The following is a 16102-nucleotide window of genomic DNA, read 5'->3' as shown; positions in this document are numbered from 1 at the left end:
GTAGGAGCGGGCTTGCCCCGCGACTGCGCTTTGTCAGGTAAAACGCAATCGCGGGGCAAGCCCGCTCCTACCCTGGTGAGGTCACGGGCGCTGCTGTTCAGCGCGCCACACGGCAGGTGATTTACCGAACTGGGCATTGAACCAGCGGGTAAATGAGCTGGGCATCGAATAGCCGAGCATGTCGGAAATTCTGCCCAGTGAATATCCCGGATTGCGCAGGTAGCGCACCACGAGGTCGCGGCGAACACCGTTGAGCAGTTCGCTGAAACTGCTGCCGTCGGCCTCCAGGCGCCGTTGCAGGGTGCGCACATTCAAGCCCTGGCTCTGGGCAATCTGCTCAGGCGTGGCTTTACCCATGGGCAACAGCAGGTAAATCGCTTTGCGCACTTCGAACGATAGCGAATGCTCGTTCTTGCCCCTGAGCGACTCCAGGTAGCGCTCGGCATGCCGCGCCAGGGCTTCGTTACCCAGCGGGTTGGCAGCGTCCAGATTGGCGGCGGGGCAGGCAATGCCATTGAATTCGCAGCCAAACTCCACCTTGCAGCCGAATACCCGGCGGTGCACCGACAAGTCAGCTGGTGCCTCGTGGGTAAAGCAGACATACAGCGGGTGCCAGTGCGCGCCCAGCAACGCCGCACAAAAGCGATGGACAATGCCAATCACCAGTTCGATGGACTGGCGGTTCTGGGTGCCGGTCTCGGTGATCAGTTCCTGGCGGATGATCACTGTCTTGTTGGTTTCTTCAATGAAGATCGCCACACAGTCATTGAGCAAATGCCGGTACTGCACGATCACGTTGAGCGCGTCGCGCAGGGTGTGTTGATGGCTGAGCAGCAGGCTGACTTCGCCAAAGTCAGCCAAATGACGCAATTCGGCCATGCGCAGCCCGAGGGTTTCACAGCGGCTGAGCTGCGCTGTGTGTTCCAGCAATTCGACGGCAGTGTGGGCGGGGATATGCTGCTTGTTGTCGCTGACAATCGCCGGGTTCAAGCCAGCTTCGCGCAACAGTTGGTCGCCATCGAGCTGCAAATGGCGAGCCACTTCCAGGTAGTTGGTCAGCACGGCGGAACGGGCAAGTAAAGTCATGGCGCAGGTCGCCTCCATTTGCTGACAACTGACATCAAGCACGCACGGGAGCAACGTTATAGTCTGTTCACAGGGCGATCTGAAGCGTGCGTCATCAAATGAGAAATGGATGGCGCTGAAAGTGAAGCGCAGCGCTGGGGCGAAACTTACTGTGAGGGCATCGACCAGAAGCAGGAAGTCCTTCCGTGGTGACAACAAAAATAATTCCACCGGCGCACAATGCCTATAGCTACCCATTACTGATCAAAAGCCTGTTGCTCTCTGGCGCCCGCAATGCCCCGGAACAGGAAATCGTCTATGGCAACCGGCTGCGCTACAGCTATCGCACGCTCAATGAGCGCATCCGCCGCTTGGCCAACGCGTTGACCGAGGCCGGGGTGAAGGCCGGTGACACGGTGGCAGTGATGGACTGGGACAGCCATCGCTACCTGGAATGCTTCTTTGCCATACCCATGATCGGTGCAGTGCTGCACACCGTGAACATTCGCCTGTCGCCGGAACAGATCATTTACACCATGAACCACGCCGAAGACGATCTGGTGTTGGTGCATGATGACTTCTTGCCGATGATCGAGCCGATTGCCGATCAACTCAGCACCGTCAAAGGTTACATCCAGCTCAGTGACGACGGCGCGGCGGCAACCGGCCTGCCGGTGCTGGGCGAATACGAGAATCTGCTGGCCCAGGCGGGCTGCCAGTTCGACTTCCCGGATTTCGATGAGCAGTCGGTGGCCACGCTGTTCTATACCTCGGGCACCACTGGCAATCCCAAAGGCGTGTACTTTTCTCACCGCCAGTTGGTGCTGCACACCCTCAACGCAGTGGGCACCCTGGGGGCCTACACCGGGTTGCCGTTGCTGCGCTCGGACGATGTCTACATGCCCATCACGCCGATGTTCCATGTGCACGCCTGGGGGGTGCCGTACGTTGCAACCTTGATGGGAATCAAGCAGGTCTACCCAGGGCGCTACGAGCCCAACAACCTGGTCAAACTGTTCCGTGAAGAGAAGGTCAGTTTTTCCCATTGCGTGCCGACCATCCTGCAAATGATCATCGACAGCGATGAAGCCGCCACAACGGACCTCAGCGGCTGGAAAATGTTGCTCGGTGGCAGTGCCTTGACCCATGGCCTGGCCAGTCAGGCCACGGCGCGGGGCATGCAGATTCATTGCGGCTACGGCATGTCGGAAACTTGCCCGATGCTGTGCAGCACCTTACTGCGCGAAGCCGACTTCCAACGCCCGGCACTGGAGCAGGTGGCGGCGCGGATCAAGACCGGCGTACCGGGGGCGATGGTGGACTTGAGAATCGTCGATGCCAACGGCCAGGCTCTGCCCCACGATGGCACCGCGCAGGGTGAAATCGTCGTCCGCGCGCCGTGGTTGACCCAGGGTTACCTGAAGGAGCCTGAGCAGGGTGAGCAGCTCTGGGAAGACGGTTGGCTGCACACGGGTGACATTGCCTCTATCGACGCCCTGGGTGTGGTGGAAATCAAAGACCGGATCAAAGACGTGATCAAGACCGGTGGCGAATGGATCAGCTCGTTGGAACTGGAGACCCTGATCAGTGAGCACCCGGCGGTTGCTTCGGTAGCAGTCGTCGGCGTGCCTGACCCGCAATGGGGCGAGCGCCCGGTGGCCTTGGTGATCTGCACGGCGACTGAGCAGGTGGACGCCAGCGCGCTGAAAGCCCATTTGCATCAATACGTGGAAAGCGGGCGGATCAACAAGTGGGCGATTCCGCGAGAGATCCGCTTCGTAGCTGACATTCCCAAGACCAGTGTCGGCAAGATCAACAAGAAGCTGATCCGCGAAAACGAACTGTCCCTGTAAGCCATCAAGGCCTCACTGATGCAGTGAGGCCTTGGCCTTGTTGTCACGCAGGCGCCGCCATAGCGTCGTGCGACTGACACCCAGACGGCGCGCCGCTTCATTCAAATCACCCTGGCAGTTGCTGACCACCTGACGTGCGTGCGCTTGCTCGGCGGCCTTGCCGTGGTGGCGCAGAAGATCGGGCGCGCAGTCGGGTACAACCGTGCTCACCGACGCGGGTTCGAACAGCTCGGGGAACAGCGTGCTCAGGCTGATGGCCGCCTCGTTGCCCTGCAACTGCGCAGCACACACCGCAGCTCGCTCGACAATGTTTTCCAGCTCGCGAATATTGCCGGGCCAGGCGTGTCGCTGCAGGTAGGGCATCAACGGTTGCAGTACTTGCGAGCTGGCACCGGTATGGCGTGCGAACAAGGCGGTGGCTAACAAGGCGATGTCCTGCTGGCGCTCGCGCAGGGGGGGCACCACCAAGCGCAGGATGTTCAGGCGATAGTACAGGTCCTGGCGGAAATCCCCTTGCTCGGTGCGCGTGCGCAGGTCGCAGTGGGTGGCGGCGATTACCCGGATATCCACCGGCGTTGGTTCGCTGGCGCCCAGGCGCAGCACCTCGCGCTCTTGCAGCACGCGCAGCAGACGGGTTTGCAGAGAAACCGGCATGTCACCGATTTCATCCAGAAACAAGGTGCCGGTGTGGGCACTTTCAATCAGGCCAACCCGGCCGCCCTTGCGCGAACCGGTGAACGCGCCTTCTTCATAGCCAAACAGCTCGCTCTCCAGCAGCGATGCCGGAAAGGCTGCGCAGTTGATGGCAACAAAGGGGGCGTGCTGGCGGGCGCCGGCGTTGTGCATGCTTTGCGCAAGCAGTTCCTTGCCGGTGCCACTTTCACCGGTGATCAACACCGTCGAGTCGGTTTGTGCGTAGCGGCGGGCCAGTTGCACTGTGGTGCGAAATGCTGGGGCGTCGCCGAGGATCTGCTCGAAGCGATAGCGTGCGGTGAATTGGCGCGGCCGGGCCTGGATGCGGATCCTTCGCTCGGTACGCTGAATCACATTGGTTTCCTGGCAGGTGATCACCAGGCCATCGGTTACGCCGCCCTCGATGATCGGTGTCAGGCTGGCCGCGAGGGCTCTACCGCCGACGTTGATCAGTTGGTTGTCTTCCTGCTCTGCGTGCGGTTGCACAGCGGCAGACAAGCCTGGCATGACGACGTTGATGGCTTTGCCCAGCGCCCAGTCAGCACTGACCTCAAGCAACGCGGCCATCTTCGGGTTGATTGACTGCACCAGACCGTCGGCGTCCAGGGCAATCACCCCGTCAGAGAGGTTGCGCAGTACGGCGTTGAGGCGTTGTTGCTGAAGCAGGCTTTGCGCGCGGCTGCGGCACAGCGACAAGGCATTGTCGAGGGTACGGCGGATGCTGTCGGTGTTGAGTGCCAGCAGCCCCTGAACCCCAGCCTCGGCTGCCAGTTGCACGATGGTCGAGGACCCGACAATGACCTGGTAGCCGTCGTTGGCCAGGCACTGCACCTGCTGCCGGGCCTCTTCGAAGGAGGTGTAGGTGGCTTCGCGCACCTCCACAGTGAACAGCGAGCGTATCGCCGCCAGTTCCGGATGGGCCTGGCGAAAGCTCAAGATACCGACTTTAGTGGCTTTGGACTTGGCCAGGTCGAGGGCGCGAATCAGGTCGAATTCGCCCATGTGAATCGACAGCACAGAGGTCGAGAGGTGATGGCGCAAATAGTCGGCGGTGGCACCGGAGCAAATGATCATGTCGGCGCGCTGGTCGCGTTCAAGCGCGCGAGCGGTGTCCAGTAGCTGTGCCAGCGGGGTATCGACAATCTCGATATGTGCGCGTTGTTGGTAGTCAGCGGCCACCTGCTCGATGATGCGCGCCATCGGGCCTGGCCCATGCGTGTGGCGACGGTGGGTGAGGAGGGCGATGATGCGGGGCTGGTAGGGCGTTTCAGGCATGCGGGGTTCCCTTTGCGCGGTCTAGTCTGTTCGCGGCGCAAGGCCGCTCCCACGGTTCAGTAGGAGCGGCCTTGCGGGGTTACAGTGGGTTGACCAGATGGCCGCCGTCCACCGCGAGAATGCTGCCGGTCATGAATGCGCCAGCCTCGCTGGCCAGTAGCAACATCGGCCCGTTGAGTTCATCCAGTTGGCCCAGGCGTCGCATAGGCACCCGTTCGCGAATGTAACCTTGACCGGCCTCACTGTCGAAGTAGTCATCGTTCATCTCGGTCTTGAAGTAGCCAGGGGCGATGGCGTTGACGCGGATGCCGTAGCGGGCCAGTTCCAGCGCCATGGCCTTGGTCAGTTGCACCACCCCGGCTTTGGCGGTGCAGTAGTGGCTCAGGCCCTGGCCCACGCGCAACCCGAGAATCGAGGCGATGTTGATGATACTGCCGCCGCGTGCGCCTTTGATCAGGCGCTGGCTGGCGCACTGGGCGACGCGAAACACGCCGTCGAGGTTGGTCGAGAGCATGCGCTGCCAGTCGTCTTCGGACAGTTCGGTAAAACGCCCCGGGTCGCCGATGCCGGCGTTGTTGATCACCACATCGATGCTGCCAAAACGTTCCTGGGCCAGGTCGAAGGCCTGTTCGACGGTGTCACGCCGGGTTACGTCGAGGGCTACGGCGAGCACTTCGCCGTGGCCTTGCAACGTGCTGGCCAGTTGTTCAAGGCGTTCGACGCGGCGTGCGCCAACCACCACGTTGGCACCGGCGTAATAGGCGACGCGGGCGAAATGGGCGCCGAGACCGCTTGAGGCACCGGTAACCAGAACGGTCTTGCCGTTCAGTGAAAAGCCATTGTCGAGCATTGTGCTTACCTTTCGTTCAGAGCACTTCAAACAGGCCTGCAGCACCCATGCCGCCGCCGACGCACATGGTCACGACCACGTACTTCACGCCACGCCGTTTGCCTTCGAGCAAGGCATGGCCGACCATCCGTGCGCCGCTCATGCCGTATGGATGGCCAATGGCAATGGCGCCGCCGTTGACGTTCAGGCGCTCAGGGTCGATGCCCAGCGCCTGTTGGCAGTACAACACCTGGCAGGCGAACGCTTCGTTGAGTTCCCACAAGCCAATGTCATCCACCTTGAGGCCGTGTTGCTTGAGCAGTTTGGGCACCGCCAGCACTGGGCCGATGCCCATTTCTTCGGGGGCCAGGCCCGCCACTGCGATGCCGCGGTACAGGCCCAGCGGCGCAAGGTTACGTTGCTCGGCCAGGCGCGCGTCCATCAGTACGCAGGCACTGGCACCGTCGGACAGTTGGCTGGCGTTGCCAGCGGTGATGCAGCCGCCGTCGATCACCGGTTTCAGTCCGCTCAGGTCTTGAAGTTGGGTCTGTGGGCGATTGCCTTCGTCCTGGCTCAGGGTGACCTGTTCCAGGCGTTCTTCGCCGCTGGCCTTATCGACCACCTTCTTGATGGCCGTGACCGGCACGATTTCGTCCGCGAACAGCCCGGCGTGCTGAGCCGCCGCTGTGCGTTGCTGCGAGGTCAGGGCGTAGGCGTCCTGGGCTTCGCGGCTGATGGCGTAGCGGCGCGCGACAATTTCCGCGGTTTGCAGCATCGGCATGTAGGCGTGGGCCGCGTAGCGCTCGACTTGTTCGTCGCGCTCGGCCATGGCCCAGTCCATGTTACGGGCTTGCACCAGGCTGATGTGTTCCTGGCCGGCACCGATGGTCACCTGCATGCCGTCGACCATGATCTGTTTGGCCGCCGTGGCGATGGCCATCAGGCCTGAGGCGCATTGACGGTCCAGGGTCTGGCCGCTGACGCTGTTGGGCAGGCCGCTGGCCAGTGCAGCCATGCGCCCCAGGTTCCAGCCGGCAGTGCCACTGGGCATGGCAGTGCCCATGACCAGGTCGTCGATTTCATCGGCTTCAATGCCGGCGCGGATCACCGCGGCACGAATGGCATGGCTGGCCATGCTCGGTGATTTGAGGTGGTTGAAGGCACCGCGAAAGGCTTTGGCAATCGGGGTGCGCGCGGTGGAGAGAATAACGGCTTCGCGCATGTCGGGCTCCTTGCTTAGCGTTGGGCGATAAGGGTGTGTTGCCGGGCAACCAGGCGTTCGAGCAAGGGCGCCGACTGCAACCACATCTGGCCGTAGGCACCCAGTGCCTCGCGGTAATGCTCGATACCGGCCAGCACGGCGTTCAGGCCCAGGTGTTCGGCATAGTGCAGCGGGCCACCGCGCCAGGCCGGGAAGCCGTAACCGTTGGTCCATACCAGGTCGACGTCGCCGCTGCGCAAGGCAATGCCTTCGTCCAGCAGCTGCAGGCCTTCGTTGATCAACATGAACAGGCAACGGTCATGGATTTCCTGATCGCTGATCGAGCGTCGTTCGATGCCCAGTTCAGCGGCCAGACGTTCGGCAATCTCCACCACTTCCGGGTCGTCCAGACGTTCGCGGCCTTCATAGCGGTAAAAACCACGGCCGCTTTTCTGACCATGACGGCCAAGGCTGCAGAGTTCATCGGCCAGGCGGAAATAGCTGGGGTCATGGGCGATGTATTCACTGCGTGCCTGACGCACCTGGTAACCGATATCGATGCCGGCCAGGTCGTACATGGCAAACACCCCCATGGCCAGGCCAATGCCGGTCAATACGCCGTCAACCTGGGCAGGCGTTGCACCTTCCAGCACCAGGCGATGAGCTTCACGGGCGTAAGGTTCGAGCATGCGGTTGCCGATAAAGCCGAAGCACACGCCCGACACCACCGGCAACTTGTCGATGCGTTTGGCGATGTTCAAGGTGGTGGCCAGCACGTCTGCTGCGGTGGCCGCGCCGCGCACCACTTCGAGCAAGCGCATGACGTTGGCCGGGCTGAAGAAGTGCAGGCCGACCACATCTTGCGGGCGGCGGGTGACGGCGGCGATCTGATCGACATCCAGCGTCGAGGTGTTGCTGGCGAGGATCGCGCCGGGTTTGCACACCTCATCCAGGGTACGGAACACCTGCTGTTTGACTTCGAGGTTTTCGAACACGGCTTCGATCACCAGGTCGGCGTCGGCCAGGTCGGCATAGTCCAGGGTACCGTGCAGCAGCGCCATGCGCTGCTCAAGCTGAGCTTCAGTGATCTTGCCGCGCTGGCGGCTGCTCTCATAGTTTTTACGGATCTGCGCCAGGCCGCGGTCGAGGGCCTGCGGCGACAGCTCCAGCAGGGTCACGGCAATGCCGGCATTGACGAAGTTCATGGCGATGCCGCCACCCATGGTGCCGGCACCGACAACCGCCACGCGGTTAATGGGGCGCAGCGGTGTACTGCGGTCGATACCGGGGATTTTCAATGCTTCATTTTTGGCGAAGAACTGGTGACGCAAGGCCAGGGCTTGAGGGCTTTGCAGCGCCTTACGAAACAGCGCCTGCTCATAGGCCAGCCCCTCGGACAGGTTGAGTTCGCAGGCGGCGCGTACTGCGTCGAGCACCATTTGTGGGGCGAGTTGCCCCGGCTTGCGTGCCGTCAGTTGCGCTTGCTGAGCCTGGAAGAAGTCTGCCGACGGTGCTTGGGCCGGCGCAGGTCGGTGGCGCCGGGCAGGCGATTGGTCTGCCAGCAGTTGGCGGGCGAAGCCACAGGCGCTTTCCAGCAGCGCATGCCGTTGTTCGACCAGGCAGTCGATCAGCCCCAGCTCATGGCCGCGTTGCGCGCTGATCGGCTGGCCGCCCAGCATCATGTCCAGCGCGGCCTCGACGCCAATCAGGCGTGGCAGCCGCTGCGTCCCGCCAGCACCGGGGATGACCCCGAGGGTGACTTCGGGCAAACCCAGGCGCGCGCTGGTCACCGCGACCCGGTGGCTGCATACCAGCGCCAGCTCCAGCCCGCCGCCCAAGGCCACGCCATCAATGGCAGCGACCAGCGGTTTGTCGATCTGTGCCAGTTCCGGCAGCAAGTCCGGCAGGGACGGTGTTTGCCAGGTCAAGGGGCTGCCGAATTCGCTGATGTCGGCGCCGGCGCTGAACGGCAGGTCGAGGCCATACAGCACAATAGCGCGCACGTGCGGGTCATTGGCCGCCGTGCTGCAAGCCTCGGCCAGGGCCTGGCGCAGGGCGTGGCCCAAGGCATTGACGGGGGCGTTGGCCAGGCCGATCAAGGCCAGTTCCTGGTCGCGGTGGTAGTCGATCAACGGCGTCATGAGGTACCTCGTATCAGTAAGGTTGCAGGCAAGGTTCAGCGGGCGAAGGCGCTGTCGCTGATGCTCATCAGGTTGGCGCTACCGCTCTCGATCAGGGTGCGGTGCAGCGAAGCGCGAGGTAGCAGGCGTTGCAGGTAGAAACGTGCAGTTTCACGCTTGCCCTGGTAGAAGGCCTGCTCGGCGCTGCCGCTTGCCAGCGCCTGTTCGGCGACACAGGCGGCGCGCAGCCAGTGGTAACCGAGCACCACGTAACCGCTGAGCATCAGGTAATCGAAGGCACTGGCGTTCACCAGATGGCTGTCGTGGGGGTGGCGCGCCTGCAGCTCGGCGCTGACTTCGCGCCAGGCTTCTACTTGCGCGAGCAGCGGTTGGGCCAGGTCCTTCGGCACGTGGCTTGCGGTGGCGAAGTGCTGAATTTCATCGAGCAGTTGCGCCAAGGCCTGGCCGTTGTCGGCGAACACCTTGCGGGTTAGCAGGTCGATGCCCTGAATGGTGTTGGTGCCTTCGTAGATCGTGGTAATACGCACATCGCGGGCGATCTGTTCCATTCCCGACTCGTGGATGTAGCCGTGGCCGCCGAGCACCTGAATGCCCAACTGCGCCGCCTCGTTACCGGCTTCGCTGAGAAAACCCTTGGCAATCGGCGTGAGCAGCGCCAGGCGCCGGGCGGCAGCGTCTTGCACTGCCGGGGTGGCACCGTGGTGCAGACGATCGACGTCCTGGGCGCAGGCGTAGGTGAGCATGCGCCCCCCTTCGGCGAAGGCTTTTTGTGTGAGCAGCATCCGCCGGACGTCAGCATGGCCGATGATCGGGTCGGCCGGCTGTTCAGGGTGCAGGCGCGGGTTGGCGCGCATTTGCACGCGCTCACGGGCGTAGTGCAGAGCGCCCTGGAAGGCTGCCTCGGCGTGGGCCTGGGCTTGTTGCGCGACGGCCAGGCGCGACTCGTTGATAAAGGTGAACATGGCGTTCATGCCGCGGTGCGCTTCACCGAGCAAATGGCCACAGGCGTCGTCGAAGTGCAGCACACAGGTGGCATTGCCATGAATGCCCATTTTCGCTTCGATGGCGCCGCAGGTTACCCCGTTCGCGGCACCCGGCTGCCCCTCGGGGCTGAGCTGACGCTTGCTGACGGCAAACAGGGAAATCCCTTTGACACCCGGCGCTGCACCTTCGATGCGGGCCAGTACCAGGTGCACAATGTTCTCGGCCAGATCGTGTTCACCGGCGGAAATGAACATCTTGCTGCCGCTGATCCGGTAGCTGCCATCGGCCTGCGGCACGGCGCGGGTGCGCAGCAAGCCCAGGTCAGAGCCGCAGTGTGGCTCGGTCAGGCACATGGTACCGGTCCAGCGCCCGGCCATCAGTGCGGGCAGCAAGCGCTGTTTGAGCGTGGTATCGGCGTGGGCGCTGAGGGTACTGATGGCACCGCCGGTGAGGTTGGTGTACATGCTCCAGGCGTGGTTGGCACTGCAGAGCATTTCATGAATGACGAAACCCAGGGTTGGCGGCAGGCCCTGGCCACCGTAGGTGGGGTCTTTGTCCAGGCCCAGCCAGCCGTTGGCGGCATACTGGTTGAAGGCTGCGGAAAATCCCGGCGGGGTCGTCACCTTGCCATCTTGCAGACGGCAGCCGTGTACATCGCCCACAGCGTTCAAGGGTGACAGTTGCTGCTCGGCAAACTTGGCGCCTTCTTCGGCAATGGCATCGAACGTGCTGGGATCGAGTGCTTCGCAATCGACCAGTTGCTGATAGTGGCTGCTCAGGTCGAGCATTTCGTGGGCGACGAAGGCAATGTCGCGAAGGGGGGCCTGGTAGGCGGGCATGCGGCGCTCCGGGGTGGATTGACGATGCCCTGTTGTAACAACTGATGGTGTGTGTGGCGTCCACCCCCCCGGTTGATTGGAGGGTGGAAATTGCCGGGGTGGAGGTGGAGGTCAGTCCAGCAGGCCGAGTGTCTGGGCCATGCGCCGGGCGCTGTCGCGATCGGCAACATCCAGCTTGCGGAACAGGTTGTTGATATGAGTTTTGACGGTGCTGAGGCTGATGAACAGGGCTTCGGCGATCTGTTGGTTGGTTTGCCCGCGGGCCAGCCGCTGGAGCACCGCCAGCTCGCGCTTGGACAGCGGGACGATCAGCGCCGGGTGAGCCTGCTCCTTGCTCGCCAGCAGGCGCCCGAACAGCTGATTGAGGCGTTCGCGCGATGGTGCAGGGGCAGTCAGCCGCAGTTGTTCACGGGCTTGGGGTTGCAGCAGCAGCTGCACCGATTCCAGCATGTCGTGCCCTTCGTAATGCAACAGCTGGCCAAACCCGTGTTCGCTGGCTAATTGCACGGCCTGTTCCAGGCAGCACAGCGCCGAGTCGCGGGCAGTGCTGTCGTGCGCCAGTGCGGTTTCCAGCATCAGCGTATCGAGCAACAGGCGGTGATTGCGCTGTGCCAGGGCTTGTTCCTTGAGGTTGGCGTGGATCTGCCAGGCTTTGCGATGCTGGCCCAGATGGCGCTGCACCCAGGCGTACGCCAGCCATTCTTCCGGCAGCAGGTATTCACCATAGCGGGCAAAGCAGCCATGCCATTCATCCAGCCAGAGCAGGAGAAAGGCCTGGTCATCGTCACGCAGCGCCAGGCGTACGCGCCAGGCGCTGGCTTGCCGGTACAACAGGAACAGGTTGTATTGGCGCGCCATACGCCTGACCTCGTCCCAGCGTGCTTTGGCCAACGGCGCTTCACCCAGCGCCCAATACAGGCAGGCCTGGTGATGGAAAACCCAGGCCAGTGCAGCGCAATGAGGAAAATCCAGCGCCAGCGTTTCGGCCTGGTTCAGACACTGGCGGGCCTGCTCCAGCTGATTGGCCTGCAGCAGTACCAGGCCTTTGCCCATGTGGTGGAACAGGGTGTAGAAAATCCCTGAGCTGCTGTGCTGGTCGTCGCTGGCCATGCTCAAAAAGCGTTGCCAGGCCGCTTCACCCTTGCCTTGGGCCAGCTCGATCTGCCCCAGCAGCAACTGCAACAGGTTGGTGTAGCCGCTCAAACCAAACGCTTGCAGTTCGCTCAGGGCCTGTCTGGCCTGGATCTCTGCCTCATCCAGGCTACCCAGGGCATACAGGCAACAGGCCCGGTCAAAGCGCAGCACCGAACTGGCTGCGTTGGCCTCGGGTATCTGTTGCAGGGCATGCTCAGCGATACGCAGGCTATGCATCAGGTTGCCACCGAGGTACGCCAGGCGGGTGCGCAAGAACGCCAGGGTTTGTTGCACCCGCTGCGGATGGCGCGCGGGGGCCTGTTGTCGCAGCAGGCCTTGTACCCGCCGCAGGCATTGGCGCAAATGCGCCACGTCATTGGTGACGATGACGATGGACGCCTCGGTGGTGGCCAGGGTCAGGCTGTCACTGCCGGCTTGCCCGGCCATTTCGGCGAGGAAGTCCACCAGGGTGTTGATCTTGCCCTCGCGCAGCAGCTCGAAGGCATGTTGATCGACGATCGACAGCATCGCCTCGAAATTTTTGGCGCGCACAAACTGGTGCAGGGCTTCGGTGAAGTGGCGGTGTTCCAGCAACCACTGCGCTGCCTGCTGATGCAACTGACGCAGTTGCTGTGGATTGCGCTGTTCCAGGCGCTGGCACAGGCAGGTGCGCAAAACCGGGTGATAGCGGTACTCGCGGTGCTCGCCCGGGCGGGTCTCGATGAACAGGTCCAGGCGTTGCAACTGTCGCAGCTGCTCGCGCACGTTCAGGCCAGCGCTGAGCCCTTGGGCCAGCTCCAGATCAAAGGCCTGCACCACCGAGGTTCGCTCAAGCAAACGCAGCAGCTCAGGTTTGAGCTGGCGCAGGCGTTCTTCCTCAAGAAACTGGCGGGCATGCGCGTAGGACTGCAAGGTGATCGCGCGCAAGTCGCTGGGCGCTTGGCCGCTGGTGGCAACCTGGCAATAGGCGTTGAGCCACAACAACACACCGCTGATCCAGCCTTCGCTGCCAGCGCGCAGTTGGTAAATCGCATCGGCGCTCAGCTGTACGTTCCGTTGCTCGGCTAACTGCCGGGTCTCATCACTGTCCAGCGCCAGGTCGTGGGCGTTGATCTGCACCAAGCGGGCATCGCGGCGCAGGTGTGCCAACGGCAACCGTGGCGGGCCTTCACTGGCGGCCAGCAGGCGCAGGTTGGCAAGCGGGTAGTGAAGCAATTGCTCAAGGTAGTGACAGGCCTGGGGTGACTGCAGCAGGTGCAGATCATCCAGCAGTAGATTGAGCGGTGCCGTCAGCTGTTCGAGGTGCTGCTGAATGTCGCGCCACAGGCACTGCGCGTCGCTGGTTGCGCCAGGGGGCGGCATGCCCAGCGCGGCCTGCAGGTGCACCAGCAGGCTTAATGGCTGGTTGTCGACGGCGCTCAGACGCAGCCAGGCGCTGCGTGCATCCTGACGGTGGGCGAACTGACTGAGCAGGGTGCTCTTACCGTAGCCCAGGGGCGCCTGCAGCAAAGTGAAGCAACCGGCGTCAACCGCCTGGGCCAGTCGCTCAAGCAAACGCCCGCGTGTCAGTGCACGGGCTGGCTCGGCGGGGAGGCGCAGTTGATAAGGCTGAAGCACGGGCAGGGCTATCACGTTCTGTTTCCTTGCAGGCAAGTACGAGCAGTCGAGCGCGCCCATCCTAGCCGAGAGCGGCTGCGTGGTGGGAATTTCTGCAAAAGGCGCAGGTGCGGGGTTCAAGGATGAAACACTGGTTCATACCTGCAACAGGCGTATTCAAAACTGCAACAACGAAAAGCCGCGGAATCAGCCAAAGGGTTGTTGTGGTTGGGTAACTCATTGTTATTGCTGGATTTATTCCTAGCGCTTGATGCGTGGCATTGATCTTGCTCCAGCACGGCAGCAATCAATCGGCCAGATCGAGTCAACTATGCCAAGTAACAATGCCGTGCGGCGTGACAACGCCCGAATCGATATCGCACAGGCCCATGAGGCACTGGCGGCCTACCTGAGCGAACAGCTCGGCGGTCAGCGGGTGGTCATTGAGCGAAGCGAGCGCCTGTCCGGTGGTGCCATTCAGGAAAACTGGCTGCTGGAGGTCAGGGTGGATGACAGCCCAACGCCGGGCCACCAGCGCTGGGTGCTACGCACCGATGCCGCCTCGGCGGTGGCGGCGAGCATGAGCCGTGAGCAGGAGTTTGCAGTGCTGCGCTGCGTGCATCAGGCCGGGGTCAAGGTACCCGAGCCCCTGTGGCTGTGCCTGGACCTGCAAGTCATTGGCCGAGAGTTCTTCGTCATGCAGGCGCTGAGCGGCAATGCCAGCGGCTTTGCCCTGAGCAACACGGCATTCACCGGAGCTCAGCGCAGTGCCCTGTGCCGGGCGCTGGGTGCCAACCTTGCGCGGCTGCATCAGGTTACACCGCCGCACGCCGGCCTGAGCTTCCTGCCCGCGCCGGTGAGTGATCCGGTGCAGGGCAGCGTCGAGCACTATCGAACCTTTCTCGATACCTTGCCGGAGCGCCATCCGGTGCTGGAGTGGGGCCTGCGCTGGTGCGAGTTGAACAAGCCTGCAGCCTTGGCGCCCTGCTTGATCCATCGTGACTACCGCAGCGGCAACTACCTGGTGGACAACGCGGAGCTGACTGGCGTGCTGGACTGGGAGTTCGCCGGCTGGGGTGATCCACGCGAAGACCTCGGCTGGTTCTCGGCACGCTGCTGGCGCTTTGCTCGACCCGACCTTGACGCGGGGGGCATCGGCGCACTGGACGACTTCCTGGCGGGTTACCGCACGGTCAGCGCGCTGGATTTGAATGCTGAAGCACTGCGCTTCTGGCAAGTAATGGCTCACTTGCGCTGGGCGGTTATCGCCCTGCAGCAATACCAGCGCCACCAGTCTGGCCAGCAGCGTTCGCTGGAACTGGTGCTGACCGGACGCCTGGTGCCCACCCTTGAGCTCGAAATTCTGGCCTTGACCCGAGGTACCTGCGCATGAACCCGTTGACGACCTGCGATCTGCTGGCCTGCGCCCGTGAGTTGCTGCTGTCCGAACTGCTGCCGGCACTGCCGCCGCAACAGCACTATGAAGCCCGGATGATCGCCAACGCGCTGGCCATTGCCGGGCGCGAAATCGAGCACTCGCCGGCCTGTGCCCAGGTGCAGGCCAGCGCCTTGAATAGCGTGTTGGCCCTGCAAGGCCAAGGGCCGTTGCCGGGGGTACAGGCGCAAGTGCTGGTCAGCGAGCAGATCCGCCAGGGGGAGTATGACGCCCCTGGCGCTGCGCAGCACAGCTTGCTGGCGGCACTGCAGTGCATCACCGAAGCACGTCTGAACATCAACAACCCCAAGGCGTTGCGTCATGAATGACATTTCGTTGGGCGGCCTGCGTCGCCGTCGTTGCTACTTGGTGCGCCATGGTCATGTGAGCTATTTCGATGCGGATGGGCGGCCCCTTGATCCGCGCAACGTACCCTTGTCGAGCAAAGGCCTTGCGCAGGCACAAGCACTGGGCCGGGCACTGAGCGAGGTGGCAATCGACCGCGCCGTGTGCTCGGACTACCCACGTGCCCGGCAAACCCTGGATCAATTGTTGGTCGGGCGTACACAGCCGGTAGCAATGCTCAGCGGCTGGCGCGAGATCCGTGCGGGACGCTTGCGTGATATCCCGGAGCACGCGCTGCAGCAGGAAGTGACGCAAGCCTACGCGCTGGCGGCGCAAGACGGCGCCACGTTTTTGCGGGGCGAAGGCTGGGAATCGTTCCAAGCGCGCATCCTCGCGCAATTGAACGCGCTGTTGGCTGACCCAGATTGGTCGAGCGCCTTGATCGTCAGCCATGACGCCGTCAATCGCATCCTCCTGGCATGGGCCACAGGCGCCGGCTTGCAGGGGCTTGCAGCCTTCGAGCAAGACCACGCCTGCCTCAATGTGCTGGACATCGACATGGACGGCCCGCGCGTGGTGCGCGCGTTGATCCGCACCCAGAACTTCACCCCCTACGACCCCGTCAAGACCGGCATCGGGCCGACCGTCATGGAGCACCTGTACAGCGCCATCGACCCGCGTCGGCTGCACGCCTGATTTGCCCCCGAATCCA

Annotated in this window: 11 protein-coding genes; 4 read left to right on the top strand and 7 right to left on the bottom strand. The window is 62.9% G+C overall.

Annotated features, from left to right (window positions below; genetic code table 11):
• Positions 1 to 81: 81 nt before the first annotated feature.
• Positions 82 to 1086: an AraC family transcriptional regulator gene (locus E1573_RS09895; RefSeq protein WP_133213060.1), complete on the bottom strand. Its 1005-nt coding sequence runs from the start codon at positions 1084 to 1086 to the stop codon at positions 82 to 84.
• 185 nt (positions 1087 to 1271) lie between these two features.
• On the opposite strand from E1573_RS09895, the gene E1573_RS09890 reads away from it, so the two are divergent.
• On the top strand, positions 1272 to 2918 hold the full coding sequence (locus E1573_RS09890) for a fatty acid--CoA ligase (RefSeq protein WP_133213058.1): 1647 nt from the start codon (positions 1272 to 1274) through the stop codon (positions 2916 to 2918).
• A gap of 12 nt (positions 2919 to 2930) precedes the next feature.
• On the opposite strand, the gene prpR is transcribed toward E1573_RS09890, so the two are convergent.
• The 6 genes from prpR to E1573_RS09860 form a co-directional block, all read right to left on the bottom strand.
• On the bottom strand, positions 2931 to 4886 hold the full coding sequence (gene prpR, locus E1573_RS09885; protein WP_133213056.1) for a propionate catabolism operon regulatory protein PrpR: 1956 nt from the start codon (positions 4884 to 4886) through the stop codon (positions 2931 to 2933).
• Positions 4887 to 4965: 79 nt separating this feature from the next.
• Entirely contained in the window at positions 4966 to 5736 is a 771-nt protein-coding gene (locus E1573_RS09880; RefSeq protein ID WP_133213054.1) for an SDR family NAD(P)-dependent oxidoreductase, read from the bottom strand.
• A 16-nt stretch (positions 5737 to 5752) separates the two neighbouring features.
• Positions 5753 to 6937: an acetyl-CoA C-acyltransferase gene (locus E1573_RS09875; protein WP_133213052.1), complete on the bottom strand. Its 1185-nt coding sequence runs from the start codon at positions 6935 to 6937 to the stop codon at positions 5753 to 5755.
• A gap of 14 nt (positions 6938 to 6951) precedes the next feature.
• Entirely contained in the window at positions 6952 to 9057 is a 2106-nt protein-coding gene (locus E1573_RS09870) for a 3-hydroxyacyl-CoA dehydrogenase NAD-binding domain-containing protein (RefSeq protein ID WP_133213050.1), read from the bottom strand.
• A 35-nt stretch (positions 9058 to 9092) separates the two neighbouring features.
• Positions 9093 to 10880: an acyl-CoA dehydrogenase C-terminal domain-containing protein gene (locus E1573_RS09865; protein ID WP_133213048.1), complete on the bottom strand. Its 1788-nt coding sequence runs from the start codon at positions 10878 to 10880 to the stop codon at positions 9093 to 9095.
• A 111-nt stretch (positions 10881 to 10991) separates the two neighbouring features.
• Positions 10992 to 13646, bottom strand: coding sequence for a LuxR C-terminal-related transcriptional regulator (locus E1573_RS09860; protein WP_177494574.1), 2655 nt, complete (start codon positions 13644 to 13646; stop codon positions 10992 to 10994).
• 295 nt (positions 13647 to 13941) lie between these two features.
• Here E1573_RS09860 and E1573_RS09855 point away from each other — a divergent pair, with 295 nt between their 5' ends.
• From E1573_RS09855 to E1573_RS09845, 3 genes are read left to right on the top strand one after another with little or no spacing between them, the layout of a single operon-like run.
• The gene (locus tag E1573_RS09855) at positions 13942 to 15003 is read left to right on the top strand and encodes a phosphotransferase family protein (protein WP_133213046.1); all 1062 of its coding nucleotides are present in this window, start codon (positions 13942 to 13944) and stop codon (positions 15001 to 15003) included.
• Positions 15000 to 15374: a DUF6285 domain-containing protein gene (locus tag E1573_RS09850; RefSeq protein ID WP_133213044.1), complete on the top strand. Its 375-nt coding sequence runs from the start codon at positions 15000 to 15002 to the stop codon at positions 15372 to 15374. The genes E1573_RS09855 and E1573_RS09850 overlap by 4 nt, the downstream gene beginning before the upstream one ends.
• Positions 15367 to 16086 (top strand): histidine phosphatase family protein, encoded by a 720-nt coding sequence (locus tag E1573_RS09845; RefSeq protein ID WP_133213042.1) that lies wholly within the window; start codon positions 15367 to 15369, stop codon positions 16084 to 16086. Before E1573_RS09850 ends, E1573_RS09845 begins: the two co-directional genes overlap by 8 nt.
• The last annotated feature ends 16 nt before the right edge of the window (positions 16087 to 16102 follow it).

Origin of the sequence: Pseudomonas sp. H9 (assembly GCF_004353925.1) — a bacterium.
Lineage (GTDB): Bacteria > Pseudomonadota > Gammaproteobacteria > Pseudomonadales > Pseudomonadaceae > Aquipseudomonas.
The sequence above is the reverse complement of the archived record's forward strand: the minus strand, read 5'-3'. Positions and strand labels throughout refer to the sequence as shown.

Bases quoted from the DNA above. Each gene is read 5' to 3' on its own strand.
- E1573_RS09880 (WP_133213054.1), bottom strand. From the start codon at position 5,736: ATGCTCGACAATGGCTTTTCACTGAACGGCAAGACCGTTCTGGTTACC.
- E1573_RS09895 (WP_133213060.1), bottom strand. From the start codon at position 1,086: ATGACTTTACTTGCCCGTTCCGCCGTGCTGACCAACTACCTGGAAGTG.
- E1573_RS09875 (WP_133213052.1), bottom strand. From the start codon at position 6,937: ATGCGCGAAGCCGTTATTCTCTCCACCGCGCGCACCCCGATTGCCAAA.
- E1573_RS09870 (WP_133213050.1), bottom strand. From the start codon at position 9,057: ATGACGCCGTTGATCGACTACCACCGCGACCAGGAACTGGCCTTGATC.
- E1573_RS09865 (WP_133213048.1), bottom strand. From the start codon at position 10,880: ATGCCCGCCTACCAGGCCCCCCTTCGCGACATTGCCTTCGTCGCCCAC.
- E1573_RS09845 (WP_133213042.1), top strand. From the start codon at position 15,367: ATGAATGACATTTCGTTGGGCGGCCTGCGTCGCCGTCGTTGCTACTTG.
- prpR (WP_133213056.1), bottom strand. From the start codon at position 4,886: ATGCCTGAAACGCCCTACCAGCCCCGCATCATCGCCCTCCTCACCCAC.
- E1573_RS09850 (WP_133213044.1), top strand. From the start codon at position 15,000: ATGAACCCGTTGACGACCTGCGATCTGCTGGCCTGCGCCCGTGAGTTG.
- E1573_RS09855 (WP_133213046.1), top strand. From the start codon at position 13,942: ATGCCAAGTAACAATGCCGTGCGGCGTGACAACGCCCGAATCGATATC.